The following is a 17,689-nucleotide window of genomic DNA, read 5'->3' as shown; positions in this document are numbered from 1 at the left end:
CAGCGGTGCCGGGCACCGCTGCTGCATCCACCGCTGCTACCGCACCTGCTTTCGGCGGTAGAGCCTGTTTTTTCTGAAAACTTCTTCCCGCATGCAGGAGCCCTGAGATGAGTTCGTTCTACGACGCCCTGGAAACCCGCAGCCCCGCCGAGCGCGAGGCCGATCTGCTGGCCCGTCTGCCCACGCAGATTGCCCAGGCCCAGCAGCATTCCCCGGCCTTTGCGCAGATCCTGGCCGGCGTGGATGCCAGCCGCATCACCAGCCGCGCAGCGCTGGCCCAGCTGCCCGTGACCCGCAAGTACGAGCTGCTGCAGCGGCAACGCGACCACCTGGCCCACAGCCCTTTCGGCGGCTTTGCCACGCACGGCTTCGGTCGGCAGATGCCCCGCGTGTTCAGCAGCCCCGGCCCCATCTATGAGCCCGAAGGCACGCGTGGCGATTACTGGCGCATGGCCCGTGCGATCTACGCGGCGGGCTTTCGCCCCGGCGAGCTGATCCACAACTGCTTCTCCTACCACTTCGTGCCCGCCGGCTCGATGATGGAGACCGGTGCCCATGCCCTGGGCTGCACCGTCTTCCCCGGCGGCACCGGCCAGACCGAGCAGCAGGTGCAGGCCATGGCCGAGCTGCGTCCGGCCGGCTACATCGGCACGCCCAGCTTTCTGAAGATCATTCTGGAAAAGGCTGCCGAACAGGCGGTGCCGCTGCCCACGCTGACCAAGGCCCTGGTCAGCGGCGAGGCCTTCCCGCCCTCGCTGCGCGACTGGCTGGCCGAGCGGGGCGTGGCCGCCTACCAGGCTTATGCCACAGCCGATCTGGGGCTGATCGCCTATGAAACCAGCGCCCGCGAAGGCCTGGTGCTGGACGAAGGGGTGATCGTGGAAATCGTGCGCCCCGGCACCGGCGACCCGGTGGCCGAAGGCGAAGTGGGCGAGCTGGTGATCACCACGCTGAACACCGATTACCCGCTGATCCGCTTCGGCACCGGCGACCTGTCGGCCGTGCTGCCCGGCCACTGCCCCACCGGCCGCACCGCCGCCCGCATCAAGGGCTGGCTGGGTCGTGCCGACCAGACCACCAAGGTGCGTGGCATGTTCGTGCATCCCGCCCAGGTGGCCGAGGTGGCCAAGCGCTTCCCGCAGATTCTGAAAGCACGCCTGGTGGTCAGCGGCGAGATGGCCAACGACCAGATGGCGCTGCAGGTGGAGACCACCGAAACCGCCGAAGGCCTGGCCCGGCTGATTGGCGACGCCATCCGTGACGTAACCAAGCTGCGCGGCGATGTGCAGCTGCTGCCGCCCGGCAGCCTGCCCAATGACGGCAAAGTGATCGAGGACGCGCGCAGCTACCGCTGAGCCTCAGTCCGCCCGGCAGCATGGAAACCGCCCGCAGGCGGGCTCCATGCTGTTTTTTTTGCCTATCCCTGGCCCCCAAGGCCATACAGGCCGTGTTCTGCCCCCAATCCGTGCGCCGCGACGGCCACCGCGCAATGCCCCAGATCAACACCCGGCCACCGCTGACGCAAATGCGACAGTTGTTGACAACTTGCTGACGCACGGTGGTGCTCCCCCCTGGTTTCTTCCAATTTCTTGACTTCAAAAAAAGGAGCACTTGAGGCTTGCAGCGCAATGCGTAACGGCTTGTAGCTCTTAAAACCGTGCCCTCAACCGCTCGGGTTAGTACTAGGCCGATTACGGCAGATGTTAGACACCATGGCGCCCTTGTTTTCGTAGGAGTTGAGTCAATGAAAAGCACCATCCGTCTGGCCACTTTGGCCGTTGCCGCCGCTGCCGCTTGCGGTGCCCACGCCCAAGCCTTCCCTGCCGCTGGCAAGAACATCACCATCGTGGTGCCCTTCGCGGCCGGTGGCCCGACCGACCGTGTCGCCCGCGATCTGGCCGAAGCCCTGCGCAAGCCCCTGGGCGGCGCCACGGTGGTGATCGAAAACGCTGCCGGCGCCGGCAGCACCATCGGCGCCGCCAAAGTGGCCCGCGCCCAGCCCGATGGCTACACCCTGCTGCTGAACCACATCGGCATGGCCACCATCCCCTCGCTGTACCGCAAGCTGTCGTTCAATGTGCTCAACGACTTCGAGTTCCTGGGCATCATCAACGACGTGCCCATGACCTTGGTGGGCCGTCCCACGCTGGAAGCTGCCAACTACGCCGAGCTGAGCAAGTGGATCAATGCCAACAAGGAAAAGGTCAATCTGGGCCACTCCGGTCTGGGTTCGGCCGGCCACCTGTGCGGCCTGATGTTCCAGAGCGCCGTGAACGTGCAGATGACCACCGTGGCCTACAAGGGCGCGGCGCCTGCCATCACCGACCTGATGGGCGGCACCATCGACCTGATGTGCGACCAGACGACCAATACCAGCTCGCAGATCGAAGCCAAGAAGGTCAAGGGCTACGCCGTCACCACCAAGGAACGCCTGAAGACCCCGGCCCTGAAGCACCTGCCCACCTTGAACGAATCGGGTGTGAAGGGCTTCAACGTCACCGTCTGGCACGGCCTGTACGCTCCCAAGGGCACGCCGGAAGCCGTCATGGCCCAGATCAACACGGCGCTGAAGGCAGCCCTGAAGGATCCCACCTTCATCCAGAAGCAAGAAGGCCTGGGTGCCATCGTTGCCACCGACAACCGCGTGGAGCGTACCGGCCACAAGGAATTCGTGAAGTCGGAAATCGACGCCTGGGGCAAGGTCATCAAGGCCGCCGGCCAGTTCGCCGACTAAGCCAGGCATGGCAGCTCTGCTCTCGCAGCGCCTGCCACCATCAAAAAACGGTGCCTCTGGCACCGTTTTTTTTTTTAGGGCCTGTGCATCCTGCACAGGCGGAGCAGACCCGGGTCAACGCTCCCAGGTCACGTCCTTGCCCTCCTGGGCACTGGCGCGGAACATGTCCACCAGCGGCTTGACGCGCTGGCGCAGGCTGACGGCCCCCAGCTCGTCACTGAGCTTGGCCAGGGCTTCACCGGCCTTGGGGTTGCCGTTCTTGACCTCTTCCTCCAGGGCCTTGCGGCGCTTTTCGTCTTCCACCACCGCCGTTTCCAGGGCGCTGATGGCGCCGGGGATCTGTTCCACGGTCACGATGCCAGGCTCGCCTGGGGTCTTGCCCAGGACCAGCATAATCTGCTTGCCGGGGGCATCCAGCATGGTGAGGTCGGCGGTTGCGCGAGATTTGAATTTATAGGCCATGGTGCTTGCTCCTTTTATCGGTACATATAGTCACGCTGGAAAGGGTAAGCCGATTGTGCTCCACGCAGCTTGCCTTGACGCAAATCACCGTCCGGATGGATGACCAACATCTGGTACAGCGCCATCCAGCCGCGCTCGAATCCCATGGCGCAGCCTGCCAGATACAGGCGGTAGGCACGCAGGGCCTTGTCCGCACGCTCGGGCGCCACCTGCTGCTGCAGGATCTGGGCCGCCTGCGTCAGCTGCGCCTCGAGCGCGTCCGACCAGGACCACAGCGTGCGCGCATAGTGCGGCCGCAGGTTTTCGGTGTCCACCATCTCCAGGCCGCTGCCGGCCATGTCGTGCAGCACGGTGCTCACATGCAGCAGCTCCCCGCCGGGAAAGATGTAGCGGCCAATGAACTCGCCCATGCCGGCGCCCAGCTCGTGGTTGTCCACCCCGCCGGCCGTGATCCCGTGGATCAGGGCCATGCCACCGGGCCGCAGCAGTTTCTTGACGGTCTGGAAGTACTCCGGCATGTTGGCCCGGCCCACATGCTCGAACATGCCCACCGACGCCACCTTGTCGAACGGGTCCGCAGCGGACTTCTGGCGGTAATCGCACAGCTCCACGTGCACCCGGCCCTGCAGGCCTTTCTGCGCAATCAGCTGCTGCACATGGTGGTACTGGTTGTGCGACAGCGTGATGCCATGCGCCTCCACCCCGTAATGCTCGGCCGCCCACAGCAGCAGCCCGCCCCAGCCCGCCCCGATGTCCAGAAAGCGCTCGCCCGGCTGCAGCTGCAGCTTGCGGCAGATATGGTCCAGCTTGGCCTCCTGGGCCCGGGCCAGGGTCATTCCGGGGTCACGGTAGTAGGCGCAGGAATAGACCCGGCGCGGATCCAGCCACAGCGCGTAGAAGTCATCCGATAGGTCGTAGTGGAACTCGATCTGCTGCGCATCCCGCACCAGCGTGTGCATGGCCATGGAGCGCATCTTGCCCACCGCACTGGTCCAGCGCCCGGGCTGCGGCTTGAGGGGGTCCTCCCCGTCCAGCAGGCCGGCGGCGGCATCCATCACGTCGCGCATGGTGCCCTCCACGTCGACCTGGCCTTCCACGATCGCCGTGCCCAGCGAACCGATCTGCCCATCGGTCAGGAACGGCAGGGCCAGGGCCGAACGCACCCGCAGGCGCACGGGGGCATCTTCCGGTCCGATCCACCGCCCGGCAGGCAGCTGTACAAGGACAGGGGTGGAGAGTGAGGCCAGACGCGCCTCCAGCTGGGAGAGCATGACTTTCATGGCGCTCCATTCTTCGCACGCCTTGCAGTGCGTCAATGGCAAATGTCCGACCCGGCCGTGCTGCGCAGGCGCACATTTCCGGGTGCGCAGCCTTGGCGGGTGCGGGTGCAGCACAGGCCGCACCCATTCTGCAGTTTATGCAGTTTTAAGCAACTTTTTGTAAGCGTACAAGGTTTGGGGTGCCACAGACTGCAACACCTGTTCGTAGCTGCTCTTGTGGCGGGCCATCAGCCGCACCGACGCCACGGTGCGCGACTTGCAGAACCAGTGGCAGGTGTGCTGCATCAGCATCAGCTCGGCCGTCATGGTGAAGGCGCGTTCCTTGCGCTGCTGCGGCGTCATGCTCTCGTCGCCACAGGCGGCGCGGATGGCCTGGGCGTGCAGCTGCAGCGCCTCGCGCATGTCAAAGGACGCCGCCGGCACAATCCGGTCGAAATAGGGCAAGGCCAGCGGCAGGGTGCTGACCCGGGCCCGGTTGTCCGGCACCTGGGCAAAATCGTCGGCAAAGCGCTGGAACTGGCCCACCAGCTTCTCTTCGTTCTGCGCCAGCACGGCCCAGACCTGGGCCTGGCGCTGCGGATCCTGCTCTCCGGCGGCACGCAGATAGCCGTCCATCAAGGTGCCCAGCAGCTTTTCAATCTGCGTGCCGCCCAGAAACGAGGCCAGCAGCAAAACCCGCTGCCTTTGCTCCTGCACCTTGAGCAGGTACAAAGCTACCGAAACCACCAAAAACAGCGTGAACCAATCCATCAGAGTGCGCCATACGCAAAGCAACAAAGCTGAGAGTGTAGTCAGCCCGGACCGACCCTGCCGCACGATGCCCTGGCGGCGCAGTGGCGCCAGCCTGGCTGCGGCATTGCTGCTGGCGGGCTGTGCCGCCCAGAGCCCGCTGGGCTACTACTGGCAGGCAGCGGCCGGCCAGGTACGGATGCTGGCTGCGGCCCGCCCGGTGGCCGAGGCCGCGCAAGACCCGCAGCGGCCCGACGCCCTGCGCCAGCGCCTGCTGCGCGCACAGCAGATCCGCAGCTTTGCCAGCCAGCAGTTGGCCCTGCCCGACAACGCCAGCTACCGCCGCTACGCCGATCTGGGCCGCAGCAGCGCGGTGTGGAACGTGGTGGCCGCCCCCGACGATGCGCTGGAACTGCACCGCTGGTGCTACCCGGTGCTGGGCTGCGTGGGCTACCGCGGCTACTTTGCCGAAGCCGATGCCCAGCAACACGCCGCCAGGCTGCGCCAGCAGGGACTGGAAGTGCACGTCTATGGCGTGCCCGCCTATTCCACGCTGGGCTGGTTCAACTGGCTGGGCGGGGATCCGCTGCTGAACACCTTCATCCGCTGGAGCGAGCCCGAACTGGCCGGACTGGTCTTCCACGAGCTGGCCCACCAGCTGCTGTATGTGCAGGACGACACGGCCTTCAACGAATCCTTCGCCACCGCTGTGCAGCGCCTGGGCACGCAGCAGTGGCTGACCACGCAGGCCTCCCCCGCGCTGCAGGCCGCCTTTGCGGCGGCCGAACTGCGCCGCCAGGAGTGGCGCGAACTGACGCGCAGCACCCGTGCCACCCTGGCGGAACTCTATGCCGAACACGCCCGCTCCCCCTGGTCGGCCGACACACTTGCGGCACGCAAGCGGACGGTGCTGGCGGACTTTCACCAGCGCTACGCCCGGCTGCGGGCCGGCTGGCAACAGGAATGGCAGGCCGTGCTGGCCCAGCGCGCCGCTGCGGCACCGGCCGTGGCCACGCCCACCGATCCCTGGGCACTGACCGATGCCTGGGTGGCCCAGGCCAACAATGCCAGCTTTGCCGCACTGGGCGCCTACGAGGACTGGGTGCCGGCCTTCGTATCCATGCACCAGCAGGCCGGCGGGGATTGGCCGCGCTTTTATGATGCCGTGCGCGCGCTGGCCCGGCTGCCGGCGGCGCAACGCCAGGCGGCGCTGTGCGCCGCGCTTCCCCCCACTTCACCGCATCCCGACTGTGTCCGACATCCAGATTGACCGCCCCCACACCCTGGGCCTGCCCACCGCCCGCCAGCACGCCCGTCTGTGGGCCGACAAGGCCCAGGCCAAGTTCGGCGTGGAATGCCGCTACGAGGAAGGGGGCGAGCACGATGTGCTGCACTTCAGCGGCAATGGCATCGACGGCCAGTTGCATGTGAGCGCCGACGCGCTGCAGTTGCGCGCCTCGCTGGGCTTTCTGGCCGCCATGTTCAAGGACCAGATCGAAGCCAAGCTCCGCGCCCAGTTCGACGACATGGCCGCGGCGGCCTGAGCGATGCCGGGGCCAGGGCCGCTGCCGCCGTGCCACGCAGTGGCTGGCCGGATGCCCACGCCATGGCAAGCACCGCAGGCCCTTTCAACGCCGCAGGGGCTCTGGGGCCATCCAGGCTTGCCGGTCCTCGCTGCCCGCATGCGGTGAGGCCTGGGTCACCGATGCCGGTGCAGCCACCCGCACACCAACCCGCCGCCGCTCCCTTGCGGCAGCCATAAAAAAAGCGGCCCGGGCGGGCCGCCTACCTTGAAGCTGTGTGTGCGATGCAGAAACGCAGAGGCTCAGCGCAGCGATTCGATCAGATCGATGTACTGCTGCTTGGCATCGTCCAGCGAAGTGTCCTTGAGCTTTTCCCAGGCATCCCACTTGGCGCGGCCCACCATGTCGGAGAAGCTGGGCTTCTTGGCCTCGTTGTCGCCTTCGGTGGCCTGCTTGTACAGCGCGTAGATCTTCAGCAGCGTGGCGTTGTCGGGACGCTCGCTCAGGGTCTTGGAATTGGCAACGGCGGCTTCGAACGTGGCGTTCAGATCGGACATGGAAGGCATCTCCTCGCGGGTCATGGAATACCTGCAGTGTAGCGACAAACCGGCTTAAAAAGCACGATCGTTCGCATTCGCCATATCCGGCTTTACCCTAGGGTGCCCCGGCCACCTCCGCCCCGCAAGACCGCCCACCGCCAGGGCAGATGGTCAGCCTGCGCCAGCGCTCAGCGTGTGGGCTGCTCCAGCCACTGCTGGGCCAGCAGCACCCAGAACGCCGCACCGCGCGGGATCAGCGCATCGTTGAAGTCGTAGCTGGGGTTGTGCAAGGTGCACGGGCCGCCGCCGTGGCCCATGGCGCGGTGGTCGCCGTCGCCATTGGCAATGAAGCAGTAGGCACCGGGCTTTTCCAGCAGCATGAAGGCAAAGTCCTCCGCGCCCATCGAAGGTTCCTGGGGCAGTGCATTGGCCTCGCCCACCACCTGGGCCATCACGCGGCGGGCAAAGTCCGCCTCGGGCGCGGTGTTGATGGTCGGCGGGTAGTTGCGCACAAACTCGAACGTGCACTGCACGCCATGGGCGGCGCAGGTGCCGCGCACCACCTCTTCCATGCGGCGCTCGATCAGGTCCAGCACCTCCAGCGTGAAGGTGCGCACCGTGCCCTGCAGCTCCACGCTGTCGGGCACCACATTGGTGGCCTCGCCGGCGTGCACCATGGTGACCGACACCACGCCCGCCTCGATGGGCTTGACGTTGCGGCTGACGATGGTCTGCAGCGCGGTGATGATCTGTGCCGCCACCGGCACCGGGTCCAGCACCATGTGCGGCATGGCGGCATGCCCGCCCTTGCCGCGCACCACGATCTTGAATTCATTGCTGGACGCCATGGCCGGGCCGGGGCCCACCGCCATCGTGCCTTCGCGCATGCCGGGCCAGTTGTGCATGCCGAACACGGCCTGCATCGGGAACTGGGTGAACAGCCCGTCCTTGACCATCTCGCGCGCGCCGCCACCGCCCTCTTCGGCCGGCTGGAAGATCAGGTACACCGTGCCGTCCAGGCTGTCGCGGTGGGCTGCCAGGTACTGGGCCGCCGCCAGCAGCATGGCGGTGTGGCCGTCATGGCCGCAGGCGTGCATCTTGCCGGCATGCTGGCTGGCGTGGGAAAAGGTGTTGAACTCCTGCATGGGCAGGGCATCCATGTCGGCGCGCAGGCCAATCGCCTTGCCGTTGGTGCCACCGTCCCGGCCGTGCAGAATGCCGACCACCCCGGTCGTGCCCAGGCCACGGTGCACGGGAATGCCCCACCCGGTCAGCGTGGCCGCCACCAGGTCGGCGGTACGCACTTCTTCGAAGCACAGCTCGGGGTGAGCGTGGAGGTCACGGCGGATGGCGGTGATCTGGGGGGCCTGGTCGGCCAGGAATGCGGTCAGGGACATACAGCGGTCTTTCCAAAAATCCAGGGCGGGCAGCGCTGGCACACAGCCAGGGCCTGCCACCCGCACAGCGGGCAGGGCCTGCGACAAAAAGCATAGCAGCACCCATTCACCCTGCGCGCGCTGCGTTCATATTTCATGCCATCGTGCACCGTGCAACCGTCAGCGCACGCCGTAGCGGTACGCGAAATAGGCCGCCGCCAGCACGCCCAGCAGCGCCAGAATACGCATGGCTTTGCCCATCTCTCCACTCCCCTGCGGAGGAACCGCCTCCGCTGCCGCACAGTATCGCCCCTTCCGCCGCAGCCCAGGCCCGGGAGCTGCGCGGCAAGCGGCCGGCCACGGCGGGAACGGCTGCGCACCGCGCCAGCCTGCTGCACTGCAGCAGATATGCATATGCACGGCGCACGGCACAGGACGTGGTGAAATGCGCAAAAAACCTGTGCAGGGCCAGACCGCCCCGGTCTGCCCCGCCTCCTCCCCACGACCGCCCCCACCGCCATGTCTGCTCTCCCCGACTCCGCTGTCACCACCGTCACCGGCGCCTGCCCCCACGACTGTCCGGACACCTGCTCGCTGCGCACCACCGTGATCGACGGCGTGGCCACGCGCGTGCAGGGCAACGCGGACCATCCGCACACCGGCGGCGTGCTCTGCGCCAAGGTCAGCAAGTACACGGAGCGCACCTACCACGCGGACCGGGTGCTCCAGCCGCTCAAGCGCAGCGGCCCCAAAGGCAGCGGCCAGTTCACCCCGGTCAGTTGGGACGAGGCCCTGGGCGACATCGCCCGGCGCCTGCACACGATTGCGCAGCACAACCCCGAAGCCATCCTGCCGTACAGCTACGCCGGCACCATGGGCCAGGTACAGGGCGAAAGCATGGACCGGCGCTTTTTCCACCAGCTGGGCGCCAGTCTGCTGGACCGCACCATCTGCGCCAGTGCCGGCAGCGAGGCCCTGACCGCCACCTACGGCGGCAAGCTGGGCATGCGGGTGGAGTTCTTTGCCGAGAGCCAGCTGATCCTGATCTGGGGCAGCAACGCCATCACCAGCAGCCTGCATTTCTGGCGCTATGCCCAGGAGGCCAAGCGCAACGGCGCCCGGCTGGTCTGCATCGACCCACGCAAGAGCGAGACCGCCGACAAATGCCATGAGCACCTCCAGCTGCTGCCCGGCACCGATGCCGCGCTGGCCCTGGCGCTGATGCACGAGCTGATCCGCAACGACTGGCTGGACCACGACTACATCGCCCGGCACACCCTGGGCTGGGATGCGCTGAAGGCCCGGGCGCTGGAATGGCCGCCTGCACGTGCCGCCGCCGTCTGCGGGCTGCAGGAAGCACAGATCACGGCGCTGGCCCGCGCCTACGGCACCACCCGGCCCGCCGCCATCCGCCTGAACTACGGCATGCAGCGTGCGCGCGGGGGCGGCAATGCCGTGCGTGCCATCGCCTGCCTGCCGGCCCTGGTCGGTGCCTGGCGCCACCGTGCCGGCGGCCTGCTGCTGTCCAGCTCGGGCGTGTCCCCCTTCAACAAGGCGGCACTGCAGCTGCCGCAGCTGCTGGGTGACCGCCGTCCGCGCACGCTGAACATGAGCACCATCGGCGATGTGCTGCTGCATCCCGGGGACGCACACTGGGGCCCCCAGGTTGAGGCCGTGGTGGTCTACAACAGCAACCCCGTGGCCGTGGCCCCGGAGTCGGCCAAGGTGGCCGCCGGTTTTGCCCGCGAAGACCTGTTCACCGTGGTGCTGGAGCATTTCCTGACCGACACCGCCGACCATGCCGACTATGTGCTGCCCGCCACCACCCAGCTGGAACACTGGGACATCCACGGCAGCTACGGCCACACCGATGTGCTGCTGAACCGCCCGGCCATTGCCCCCGAAGGCCAGGCGCGCAGCAATGCGCAGATCTTCAGCGCCCTGGCCGCGCACATGGCCAGGCTCGACCCGGCCTTTGCGGCACCGCACTTTCACGCAAGCGACGAGGATCTGTGCCGCACCGCCGTCGCCCAGACCACGGTGGATTTTGATGCGCTGCTTCAGCACGGCTTTGCCCGCATTCCAGTGGCCGATGCACCGTTCGCCGAAGGCGGCTTTGCCACGCCTTCCGGCAAGTGCGAATTCGACAACCCGCTGCTCGCCCAGCGGGGCATCAACACCCTGCCGGACTACCTACCCAACTACGAGACCCCGACCGCCGCCTACCCGCTGGCCATGATCTCGCCACCGGCGCGCAACTTCCTGAACAGCAGCTTTGCGAATGTGGCCAGCCTGCAGCGCATGGAAGAACGCCCGCTGCTGGAGCTGCACCCTGACGATGCCGCCACGCGCGGCATTGCCGACGGTGATGCCCTGCGCGTCTTCAATGCCCGGGGCGAGCATGTCTGCCACGCCAGCCTGAACGGCCGCGCCCGTGCCGGCGTGGTGGTGGGGCTGGGCCTGTGGTGGCGCAAGCACGGCGCCAACGGCACGAATGTGAACGAGCTGACGCACCAGCAGCTGACCGACATCGGCCGTGCGCCCTGCTTCTACGACTGTGCTGTGCAGGTCGAACGGCTGGCGTAACGCACCGCGCCCGGCTCCGGCGCTTCGGCCTTGGCCCCTGGCCCTCGCGCCACTGGGCGTGCGCCGCCGGCCTCAGTCCTCTTCCAGCGCCTGGAACTGCTGCACCAGAAAGTCCAGCAGCGCCCGCACCGCCGGCAGCTGGCCCCGGCGCGAGGCATAGACAGCGTGGATGATTTCCACACGCGGTGCCCACCCCGGCAGCACCTGCACCAGGGCGCCGCTGTCCAGCTCGGCCTGGATGAACATGCGGGGCAGCTGCACCACGCCCGCCCCCTGCAGGGCGGCATCGCGCAACGCCAGCATGGATTGGGTCACCAGCCGGGGCTGGTGGCGCACCTCGGCGCGCTCTCCCCCCGGCCCCAGCAGCACCCAGCGGTGGGTCTCCTGGGGCAGCCCCATCTCCAGGCTGGGCCAGTGCGATAAATCCATGGGGCCCGCCGCCTGACCGCACTGCGCCAGCAGCGCCGGACTGGCCACCAGGCACTGGCCTCGCTCGGCCAGGGTGCGCAGCACCAGATCGCTATCCTGCAGCGGGGGCGGACGCACGCGGATGGCCAGGTCCAGCCCTTCGGCCACCACATCCACGCGGCGGTTGGTTTCATCCACCTGCAACTGCACGCGTGGATGCAGCACCATGAACGCGCCCAGCATCTTGCCCACCTGGGCCGCCAGCAGGGCCACCGGGCAGCTCATGCGCACCACACCGCAGGGCTCGGCATGGGTGATGGCCACGGATTCCTCGGCCGCCTCGGCCTCGGTCAGCATGGCGCGGCAGTGCTCGTGGTAGCGCTTGCCCACCTCGGTCACGGCAAAGCTGCGTGTGGAGCGCAGCAGCAACTGGGCCCCCAGGCGCTCTTCCAGCTGGGCAATGCGGCGGCTGAGCTTGGATTTGGGGATGCCCAGGGCGCGGCTGGCAGGCGCAAAGCCGCCGTGCTCCACCACCAGGGCGAAGTAGTACAGGTCGTTGAGGTCGGGCAGTTTCATTGTTTCAAAAATAGAACGCTGCAGTGATTTTTTGCAGTCTACCGCGAACATCGTTCTGATTCCATACTTCATCCATGTTCAACGCACCACTGACAGCCCCACGCTGCAGCGGTACCGACCAAGGAGAGAGCGCCATGCTGAAGAAGATTCTGGGTGTATACGACGGCCCCCGTCCCCACTGGGTGGGCAATGGCTTCCCGGTGCGCTCGCTGTTCAGCTACGGCGACCATGGCCGCGCCCTCAGCCCGTTTCTGCTGCTGGACCATGCCGGCCCGCACCAGTTCACGCCCACCACCGGCCGCCGCGGCGTCGGCACCCACCCGCACCGGGGCTTCGAGACCGTGACCATCGTCTACGACGGTGAAGTCGCCCACCGCGACTCCACCGGCGCAGGCGGCACCATCGGCCCCGGGGATGTGCAGTGGATGACAGCGGCCTCGGGCATCCTGCACGAGGAGTACCACTCCGAAGCCTATGCCGCACAGGGCGGCGCCTTCGAGATGGTGCAGCTGTGGGTCAATCTGCCGGCCAAGGACAAGCTGTCCGCCCCCGGCTACCAGACCCTGCTGAACGCCGACATTCCCCGCGTGGCGCTGCCCGACGGCGCCGGCTCGGTGCGTGTGATTGCCGGTGACTTTGCCGCCGCCCATGGCCCGGCCCGTACGTTCACTCCCATCAATGTGTGGGATGTGCGCCTGAATGCCGGTGCCAGCACGCAGCTGCATGCCCAGCCCAGCCACACGCTGGCGCTGGTGGTACTGCACGGCACGGTGATGGTCAACGGCCAGGACGTGGTGCGTGCCGGCCAGCTGGTGCACATGGACCGTGCCGGTGATGTGGTGGAGCTGGAGGCCAACAACGAAGTCACACTGCTGTGGCTGTCGGGTGAGCCCATTGACGAGCCCGTGGTTGGCCATGGCCCGTTCGTGATGAACACCGAGGCCGAGATTGACCAGGCCCTGGACGACTTCCGCAGCGGCCGCTTCGGGCGCATGCCGGCAGCCGCACGCAGCTCCGGCGCCACCCTGGCCCACTGACCATCCATTTTTCCTCCGGCGGGCCCGCCCGCCGGATTCTTCCCCCCGTTCCCAAGGAGACTCCCATGAGCAAGAAGCCTTACGTTCGCCTCGACAAAGACAATGCCGCCGTGCTGCTGGTGGACCACCAGACCGGCCTGCTGTCCCTGGTGCGCGACATCGACCCGGACAAGTTCAAGAACAATGTCCTGGCCCTGGCCGACATGGCGGAATACTTCAAGCTGCCCACCATCCTGACCACCAGCTTTGAAACCGGCCCCAACGGCCCGCTGGTGCCCGAGCTGAAGGAAAAATTCCCCACCGCCCCCTACATTGCACGCCCTGGCCAGATCAACGCCTGGGACAACGAAGACTTCGTCAAGGCCGTCAAGGCCACTGGCAAGAAGCAGCTGATCATCGCCGGCGTGGTGACCGAAGTCTGTGTGGCCTTCCCGGTGCTGTCGGCCCTGGAAGAAGGTTTCGAGGTGTTCGTCATCGCCGATGCTTCGGGCACCTTCAACAGCATGACCCAGCAGGCCGCCTGGAGCCGCATGGAGCAGGCCGGAGCCCAGCTGATGACCTGGTTCGGCGCGGCCTGCGAACTGCACCGCGACTGGCGCAATGACATCGAGGGCCTGGGCCAGCTGTTCAGCAACCACATCCCCGACTACCGCAACCTGATCCACAGCTACACCACGCTGACCGCCGGCAAGTAAGCCACGCCGCCGCCCCGGTGGCGGCCCAGCCAGCGCGCAGGAGCCAGCGTTCCTGCGCGCTGGGTCCTGTTCCGCTGGCCGCAGGCCCTCTGGTGCCTATGCCGCGCGCTGCAGCGGCACGGCGGCCTCGGTGTCCATGGTGCAGTGCGCAGGGGCGGCATCTTCCTGCAGGTGCTCGCGCGCATAGGTCTCTCCCCAGTGGCGCATGGCCAGCAGCACCGGTTGCAGCGTCTGGCCCAGCGCGGTCAGCGCATAGTCCACGCGGGGCGGCACTTCGGCGTGCACCGTGCGCTCCACAATCCCGGCCTCTTCCAGCTCGCGCAGCTGCAGCGTCAGCATGCGCTGGGTGATGCCGCCGATCTGGCGGTCCAGCTCGCTGAAGCGCTTTTTGCCATGCAGCAGATGGAACAGGATGATGGGCTTCCAGGTGCCGCCCATCACGGACAGCGTCACCTCCACGGCGCAGCCGCTCTTGCGATTCAAACGTTTCATCACGGTCCTCCTGGGTGGTGCGGGGCAGGCATGCCGCAGCCCGGCAGCGTAGCGCAAAGCCTTTGCTGGCGCATTACTTACATTTTTAATACTACCCCACAAATATGTCGGTTCTGGCGCTGCCAGCCGCTGCATTGCACCATACACCCCATCGTATTTCTCACCCAAGGATTGCCATGAAAGCCATGCACATTGCCGCCCCCGGCGGCCTCGACCACCTGGTCCCCGTGGAGCTGCCCGCTGCCGCCGCGCCTGCCGCCGGCGAAATCCAGGTGCGCGTGCACGCCAGCTCGCTCAACTACCACGACCTGCTGGTCGCCAGCCGCCCCGGGGCCACAGCCGACGGTCGCATTCCCATGGCCGACGGCGCGGGCGTGGTCACCGCCGTGGGCGCGGGCGTGACCGAGTTCGCCGTGGGAGATGCCGTGGTCTCCACCTTCTTCCCGCATTGGCTGGCCGGCCGCCATGTCCCGTCCGACTTCAAGCTGGTGCCCGGCGACGGCGTGGATGGCTTTGCACGCGAATCCGTCACCCTGCCGGCCACCGCCTTCACCCATGCCCCCCGCGGCTGGAGCCATGAAGAAGCGGCCACGCTGACCACGGCCGGCCTGACGGCCTGGCGCGCCCTGGTGGTGGACGGCGGCCTGCAAGCCGGTCAGACCGTGCTGGTGCTGGGCACCGGCGGTGTCTCCATTTTTGCGCTGCAAATGGCCAAGAGCATGGGGGCGCGCGTGATTGCCACCACTTCCAGCCACGCCAAGGCCGAACAGCTCACGGCCCTGGGCGCCGACGTGGTCATCAACTACAAGGACCAGCCCGAATGGGGCAATGCCGTGCTGGCCGCCACCGGCGGGCGCGGTGCGGACATCGTGGTGGAAGTGGGCGGCCCCGGCACGCTGCCGCAGTCCATCCGCGCCTGTGCGCCCGGCGGCCACATCGCACTGATCGGTGTGCTCACCGGCTTTGCCGGCGCCGTGCCCACGGCGGAGATGATGGGCAAGCAGCAAACGCTCAAAGGCCTGATCGTGGGCAGCCGCGAACACCAGCAGGACATGGTGCGTGCGCTGGAGCAGTTTGCCTGGAAGCCGGTCATCGACAGCCGCTACCCGCTGGAGCAACTGCCCGCCGCCTTTGCCCACCAGCAGACCGGCCAGCACTTCGGCAAGATCGTGGTGCACTACTGATCGGCAGCTCCTCCGGCATCTGCGGCGCGGGCGGCGGGTGCCGGGGTTCAGCCTGCGCTTTCTTTCACGACCTCAGACAGGGGTGCCCCTCGGCGGCAGGGCACATCCTGGCACGCTGGCCTGCGTGCGTACCTGCACGCATCGGCGCAGCACACCCGGCCGCGGCGCAATTCCGCACCGCCGTGGCGGCCAGCCTACAACGCTGGTCGCCGGTCCCACGCATAATCCGTTCATCGGCGGGGACTGCGTTCCGCAGACACGGCCCAGGTCGCTCCGCCCCCGCACACGCTGCATGCCGCAGCCTCCGTCTGGCTACCGGTTAGCCGCTTTTTGACGGGCAGGACCTCCGCCCTGTCCCTGCGCCATGGACTTACGCCGCCTCATCCTGGGCCTGACACTGTGCAGCGCCCTCCTGCCGTTTGCCAACACCTTCTACGCGGGCTACACGGTGCAGCGCCAGCAGCTGATCGACACCACCCAGGACAGCAACGCCGCCTACGCCCGCAAGCTGGCCAAAAGCACCGACGATTTCCTGCAGTCGGCACTGCAGCAGCTGGCGTACACCGCCAAGCTGCTGGCCGAGCACATGGAGGATGAGCACCAGTTGATGGAGGAAGCCACGCGCCTGCGCCTGCAGACCCAAAGCTTCAATTCCGTCACCATCTACAACCCGCTGGGCACGGTGCTGGCCACCTCGCCGGAGACCCTGCAGATCAAGGGCAGGACATTGACCAGCACCGCTGTGCAGGATTCGCTGCGCACGCAGGGCCCGGTGATCAGCCAGGCTTTTATGTCCACGGCAGGCAATCTGATCATCTTTCTGTCCCAGCCCATTTTTTCCTCCCAGGGCGATTACCTGGGTGCCGTGGGTGGCAGCATCTACCTGAAGCAGGAAAGCATGCTGGACAAGCTGCTGGGCGAACATTTCTACGAGGACGGCTCCTACCTGTACGTGGTGGACAAGGCCAAGCGCATCATCTACCACCCACAGAGCCAGCGCGTGGGGGATACGGTCACCGGCAACCAAGCCATCGACCAGGCGGTCAGCGGCCACTCGGGGCGCATCGCCATCACCAACAGCCAGGGCGTGCCCATGCTGGCCGGTTACGCCTTCGTGCCATCCGCGGGCTGGGGCATCGTGGCCCAGCGCCCGCAGAGCGCCACCCTGGCACCGCTGGATGCGCTGATGCGCACCATGCTCTACAAGACGCTGCCGCTGACTGTGCTGCTGCTGCTGCTGATCTGGTGGGGCGCACGCCGCATCGCCCAGCCGCTGCGCCAGCTGGCCAATGGCGCCCACACCATGGACCGCCCGGAGACGGCGCAGACCATCCAGTCCGTCCAGTCCTGGTACTACGAAGCGCAGGAGCTGAAGAAGGCCATGCTGGTCGGCCTGGGCCTGCTGCACAAGAACATCACCAAGCTGCGCCAGGATGTGCACACCGACCCGCTGACCGGCCTGGGCAACCGCCGCCACCTGGATACCGCCCTGGCCAGCTTTGCCGCCAACCGCACGCCGTTTGCGGTGCTGGCCATCGACATTGACCACTTCAAGCGGGTGAACGACAGCTTCGGCCACGACGTGGGCGACACCGTGCTCAAGCACCTGGCCCTGCAGATGCGCGATGTCTCCCGCATCGACGATCTGCCCTGCCGCGTGGGCGGTGAAGAGTTCGTGATCCTGCTGCCCGGTGCGCCCCGCCACATTGCCGCCCAGGTGGCCGAACGCCTGCGCCTGCTGGTGGAGAGCACCGAGCTGCCCAACGTGGGCCACATCACCATCTCGCAGGGCGTCTCCAGCTGGCCCGATGGCAGCAGCGACATGCCCACGGTCTTCAAGCAGGCCGATAACATGCTCTACGCCGCCAAGCGCGCCGGCCGCAACCGGGTGAAAGTCTTCATGCCGGGCAGGAAAGTGGCGGAGACCGTCTAGCTCGCGCGTCCAGGGTGCTGCGGGCTCCCGTACGCAGCGCCTGCGCCCTGCGGCGGTGTACCTATTGAAAAACGCTTTGCAGCCCTGCCAGATCGGAGCATGCCCTCCCTGGCGCCACCGCCCATCTCTGGCCCG

Annotated in this window: 16 protein-coding genes; 9 read left to right on the top strand and 7 right to left on the bottom strand. The window is 67.1% G+C overall.

Features of this window, described 5'->3' with window-relative positions:
- Positions 1 to 107 precede the first annotated feature (107 nt).
- Together KW830_RS19760 and KW830_RS19755 are read left to right on the top strand one after the other, a co-directional pair.
- Entirely contained in the window at positions 108 to 1,355 is a 1,248-nt protein-coding gene (locus KW830_RS19760; protein WP_218334152.1) for a phenylacetate--CoA ligase family protein, read from the top strand.
- A 389-nt stretch (positions 1,356 to 1,744) separates the two neighbouring features.
- Positions 1,745 to 2,734 (top strand): tripartite tricarboxylate transporter substrate-binding protein, encoded by a 990-nt coding sequence (locus KW830_RS19755; protein ID WP_218334151.1) that lies wholly within the window; start codon positions 1,745 to 1,747, stop codon positions 2,732 to 2,734.
- A 114-nt stretch (positions 2,735 to 2,848) separates the two neighbouring features.
- On the opposite strand, the gene KW830_RS19750 is transcribed toward KW830_RS19755, so the two are convergent.
- The 3 genes from KW830_RS19750 to KW830_RS19740 all read right to left on the bottom strand — a co-directional run bounded on the left by KW830_RS19750 (position 2,849) and on the right by KW830_RS19740 (position 5,226).
- Positions 2,849 to 3,196: a DUF1840 domain-containing protein gene (locus KW830_RS19750; RefSeq protein ID WP_218334150.1), complete on the bottom strand. Its 348-nt coding sequence runs from the start codon at positions 3,194 to 3,196 to the stop codon at positions 2,849 to 2,851.
- Between the two features lie 14 nt (positions 3,197 to 3,210).
- On the bottom strand, positions 3,211 to 4,476 hold the full coding sequence (locus KW830_RS19745) for a class I SAM-dependent methyltransferase (protein WP_218334149.1): 1,266 nt from the start codon (positions 4,474 to 4,476) through the stop codon (positions 3,211 to 3,213).
- 135 nt (positions 4,477 to 4,611) lie between these two features.
- On the bottom strand, positions 4,612 to 5,226 hold the full coding sequence (locus KW830_RS19740) for a hypothetical protein (RefSeq protein WP_066541189.1): 615 nt from the start codon (positions 5,224 to 5,226) through the stop codon (positions 4,612 to 4,614).
- Positions 5,227 to 5,293: 67 nt separating this feature from the next.
- Here KW830_RS19740 and KW830_RS19735 point away from each other — a divergent pair, with 67 nt between their 5' ends.
- Together KW830_RS19735 and KW830_RS19730 are read left to right on the top strand one after the other, a co-directional pair.
- Complete coding sequence (locus tag KW830_RS19735; RefSeq protein ID WP_218334148.1) at positions 5,294 to 6,475, top strand: aminopeptidase; 1,182 nt, start codon at positions 5,294 to 5,296, stop codon at positions 6,473 to 6,475.
- On the top strand, positions 6,456 to 6,749 hold the full coding sequence (locus tag KW830_RS19730) for a polyhydroxyalkanoic acid system family protein (RefSeq protein WP_272970701.1): 294 nt from the start codon (positions 6,456 to 6,458) through the stop codon (positions 6,747 to 6,749). Before KW830_RS19735 ends, KW830_RS19730 begins: the two co-directional genes overlap by 20 nt.
- A 281-nt stretch (positions 6,750 to 7,030) precedes the next feature.
- On the opposite strand, the gene KW830_RS19725 is transcribed toward KW830_RS19730, so the two are convergent.
- Positions 7,031 to 7,285 carry an acyl-CoA-binding protein gene (locus tag KW830_RS19725; RefSeq protein ID WP_066541566.1) on the bottom strand — a complete coding sequence of 85 codons (255 nt, stop codon included), beginning with the start codon at positions 7,283 to 7,285 and terminating at the stop codon, positions 7,031 to 7,033.
- A gap of 170 nt (positions 7,286 to 7,455) precedes the next feature.
- Entirely contained in the window at positions 7,456 to 8,664 is a 1,209-nt protein-coding gene (locus tag KW830_RS19720) for a M20 aminoacylase family protein (protein ID WP_066541195.1), read from the bottom strand.
- Between the two features lie 498 nt (positions 8,665 to 9,162).
- Here KW830_RS19720 and KW830_RS19715 point away from each other — a divergent pair, with 498 nt between their 5' ends.
- On the top strand, positions 9,163 to 11,229 hold the full coding sequence (locus KW830_RS19715) for a molybdopterin-dependent oxidoreductase (protein ID WP_218334147.1): 2,067 nt from the start codon (positions 9,163 to 9,165) through the stop codon (positions 11,227 to 11,229).
- 72 nt (positions 11,230 to 11,301) lie between these two features.
- On the opposite strand, the gene KW830_RS19710 is transcribed toward KW830_RS19715, so the two are convergent.
- On the bottom strand, positions 11,302 to 12,213 hold the full coding sequence (locus KW830_RS19710; RefSeq protein WP_083520617.1) for a LysR family transcriptional regulator: 912 nt from the start codon (positions 12,211 to 12,213) through the stop codon (positions 11,302 to 11,304).
- A gap of 134 nt (positions 12,214 to 12,347) precedes the next feature.
- On the opposite strand from KW830_RS19710, the gene KW830_RS19705 reads away from it, so the two are divergent.
- Together KW830_RS19705 and ycaC are read left to right on the top strand one after the other, a co-directional pair.
- Positions 12,348 to 13,250, top strand: coding sequence for a pirin family protein (locus KW830_RS19705; protein ID WP_218334146.1), 903 nt, complete (start codon positions 12,348 to 12,350; stop codon positions 13,248 to 13,250).
- Positions 13,251 to 13,315: 65 nt separating this feature from the next.
- Positions 13,316 to 13,945, top strand: a complete 630-nt coding sequence (gene ycaC, locus KW830_RS19700; protein WP_066541200.1) for an isochorismate family cysteine hydrolase YcaC — start codon at positions 13,316 to 13,318, stop codon at positions 13,943 to 13,945.
- Positions 13,946 to 14,041: 96 nt separating this feature from the next.
- On the opposite strand, the gene KW830_RS19695 is transcribed toward ycaC, so the two are convergent.
- On the bottom strand, positions 14,042 to 14,437 hold the full coding sequence (locus tag KW830_RS19695) for a helix-turn-helix domain-containing protein (RefSeq protein ID WP_066541201.1): 396 nt from the start codon (positions 14,435 to 14,437) through the stop codon (positions 14,042 to 14,044).
- Positions 14,438 to 14,613: 176 nt separating this feature from the next.
- On the opposite strand from KW830_RS19695, the gene KW830_RS19690 reads away from it, so the two are divergent.
- The gene (locus tag KW830_RS19690; RefSeq protein WP_218334145.1) at positions 14,614 to 15,621 is read left to right on the top strand and encodes an NAD(P)-dependent alcohol dehydrogenase; all 1,008 of its coding nucleotides are present in this window, start codon (positions 14,614 to 14,616) and stop codon (positions 15,619 to 15,621) included.
- A 364-nt stretch (positions 15,622 to 15,985) separates the two neighbouring features.
- Positions 15,986 to 17,554, top strand: coding sequence for a sensor domain-containing diguanylate cyclase (locus KW830_RS19685; protein WP_218334144.1), 1,569 nt, complete (start codon positions 15,986 to 15,988; stop codon positions 17,552 to 17,554).
- The last annotated feature ends 135 nt before the right edge of the window (positions 17,555 to 17,689 follow it).

Origin of the sequence: Comamonas sp. CMM03, assembly GCF_019218715.1 — a bacterium.
In the GTDB taxonomy this organism is placed as follows: domain Bacteria; phylum Pseudomonadota; class Gammaproteobacteria; order Burkholderiales; family Burkholderiaceae_C; genus Comamonas; species Comamonas terrigena.
The sequence above is the reverse complement of the archived record's forward strand: the minus strand, read 5'-3'. Positions and strand labels throughout refer to the sequence as shown.

Excerpts from the sequence above, each read along its gene's own strand:
- KW830_RS19760 (WP_218334152.1), top strand. The coding sequence starts at position 108 with ATGAGTTCGTTCTACGACGCCCTGGAAACCCGCAGCCCCGCCGAGCGC.
- KW830_RS19755 (WP_218334151.1), top strand. The coding sequence starts at position 1,745 with ATGAAAAGCACCATCCGTCTGGCCACTTTGGCCGTTGCCGCCGCTGCC.
- KW830_RS19750 (WP_218334150.1), bottom strand. The coding sequence starts at position 3,196 with ATGGCCTATAAATTCAAATCTCGCGCAACCGCCGACCTCACCATGCTG.
- KW830_RS19745 (WP_218334149.1), bottom strand. The coding sequence starts at position 4,476 with ATGAAAGTCATGCTCTCCCAGCTGGAGGCGCGTCTGGCCTCACTCTCC.
- KW830_RS19740 (WP_066541189.1), bottom strand. The coding sequence starts at position 5,226 with ATGGATTGGTTCACGCTGTTTTTGGTGGTTTCGGTAGCTTTGTACCTG.
- KW830_RS19735 (WP_218334148.1), top strand. The coding sequence starts at position 5,294 with ATGCCCTGGCGGCGCAGTGGCGCCAGCCTGGCTGCGGCATTGCTGCTG.
- KW830_RS19725 (WP_066541566.1), bottom strand. The coding sequence starts at position 7,285 with ATGTCCGATCTGAACGCCACGTTCGAAGCCGCCGTTGCCAATTCCAAG.
- KW830_RS19720 (WP_066541195.1), bottom strand. The coding sequence starts at position 8,664 with ATGTCCCTGACCGCATTCCTGGCCGACCAGGCCCCCCAGATCACCGCC.
- KW830_RS19715 (WP_218334147.1), top strand. The coding sequence starts at position 9,163 with ATGTCTGCTCTCCCCGACTCCGCTGTCACCACCGTCACCGGCGCCTGC.
- KW830_RS19710 (WP_083520617.1), bottom strand. The coding sequence starts at position 12,213 with ATGAAACTGCCCGACCTCAACGACCTGTACTACTTCGCCCTGGTGGTG.
- KW830_RS19705 (WP_218334146.1), top strand. The coding sequence starts at position 12,348 with ATGCTGAAGAAGATTCTGGGTGTATACGACGGCCCCCGTCCCCACTGG.
- ycaC (WP_066541200.1), top strand. The coding sequence starts at position 13,316 with ATGAGCAAGAAGCCTTACGTTCGCCTCGACAAAGACAATGCCGCCGTG.
- KW830_RS19695 (WP_066541201.1), bottom strand. The coding sequence starts at position 14,437 with ATGAAACGTTTGAATCGCAAGAGCGGCTGCGCCGTGGAGGTGACGCTG.
- KW830_RS19690 (WP_218334145.1), top strand. The coding sequence starts at position 14,614 with ATGAAAGCCATGCACATTGCCGCCCCCGGCGGCCTCGACCACCTGGTC.
- KW830_RS19685 (WP_218334144.1), top strand. The coding sequence starts at position 15,986 with ATGGACTTACGCCGCCTCATCCTGGGCCTGACACTGTGCAGCGCCCTC.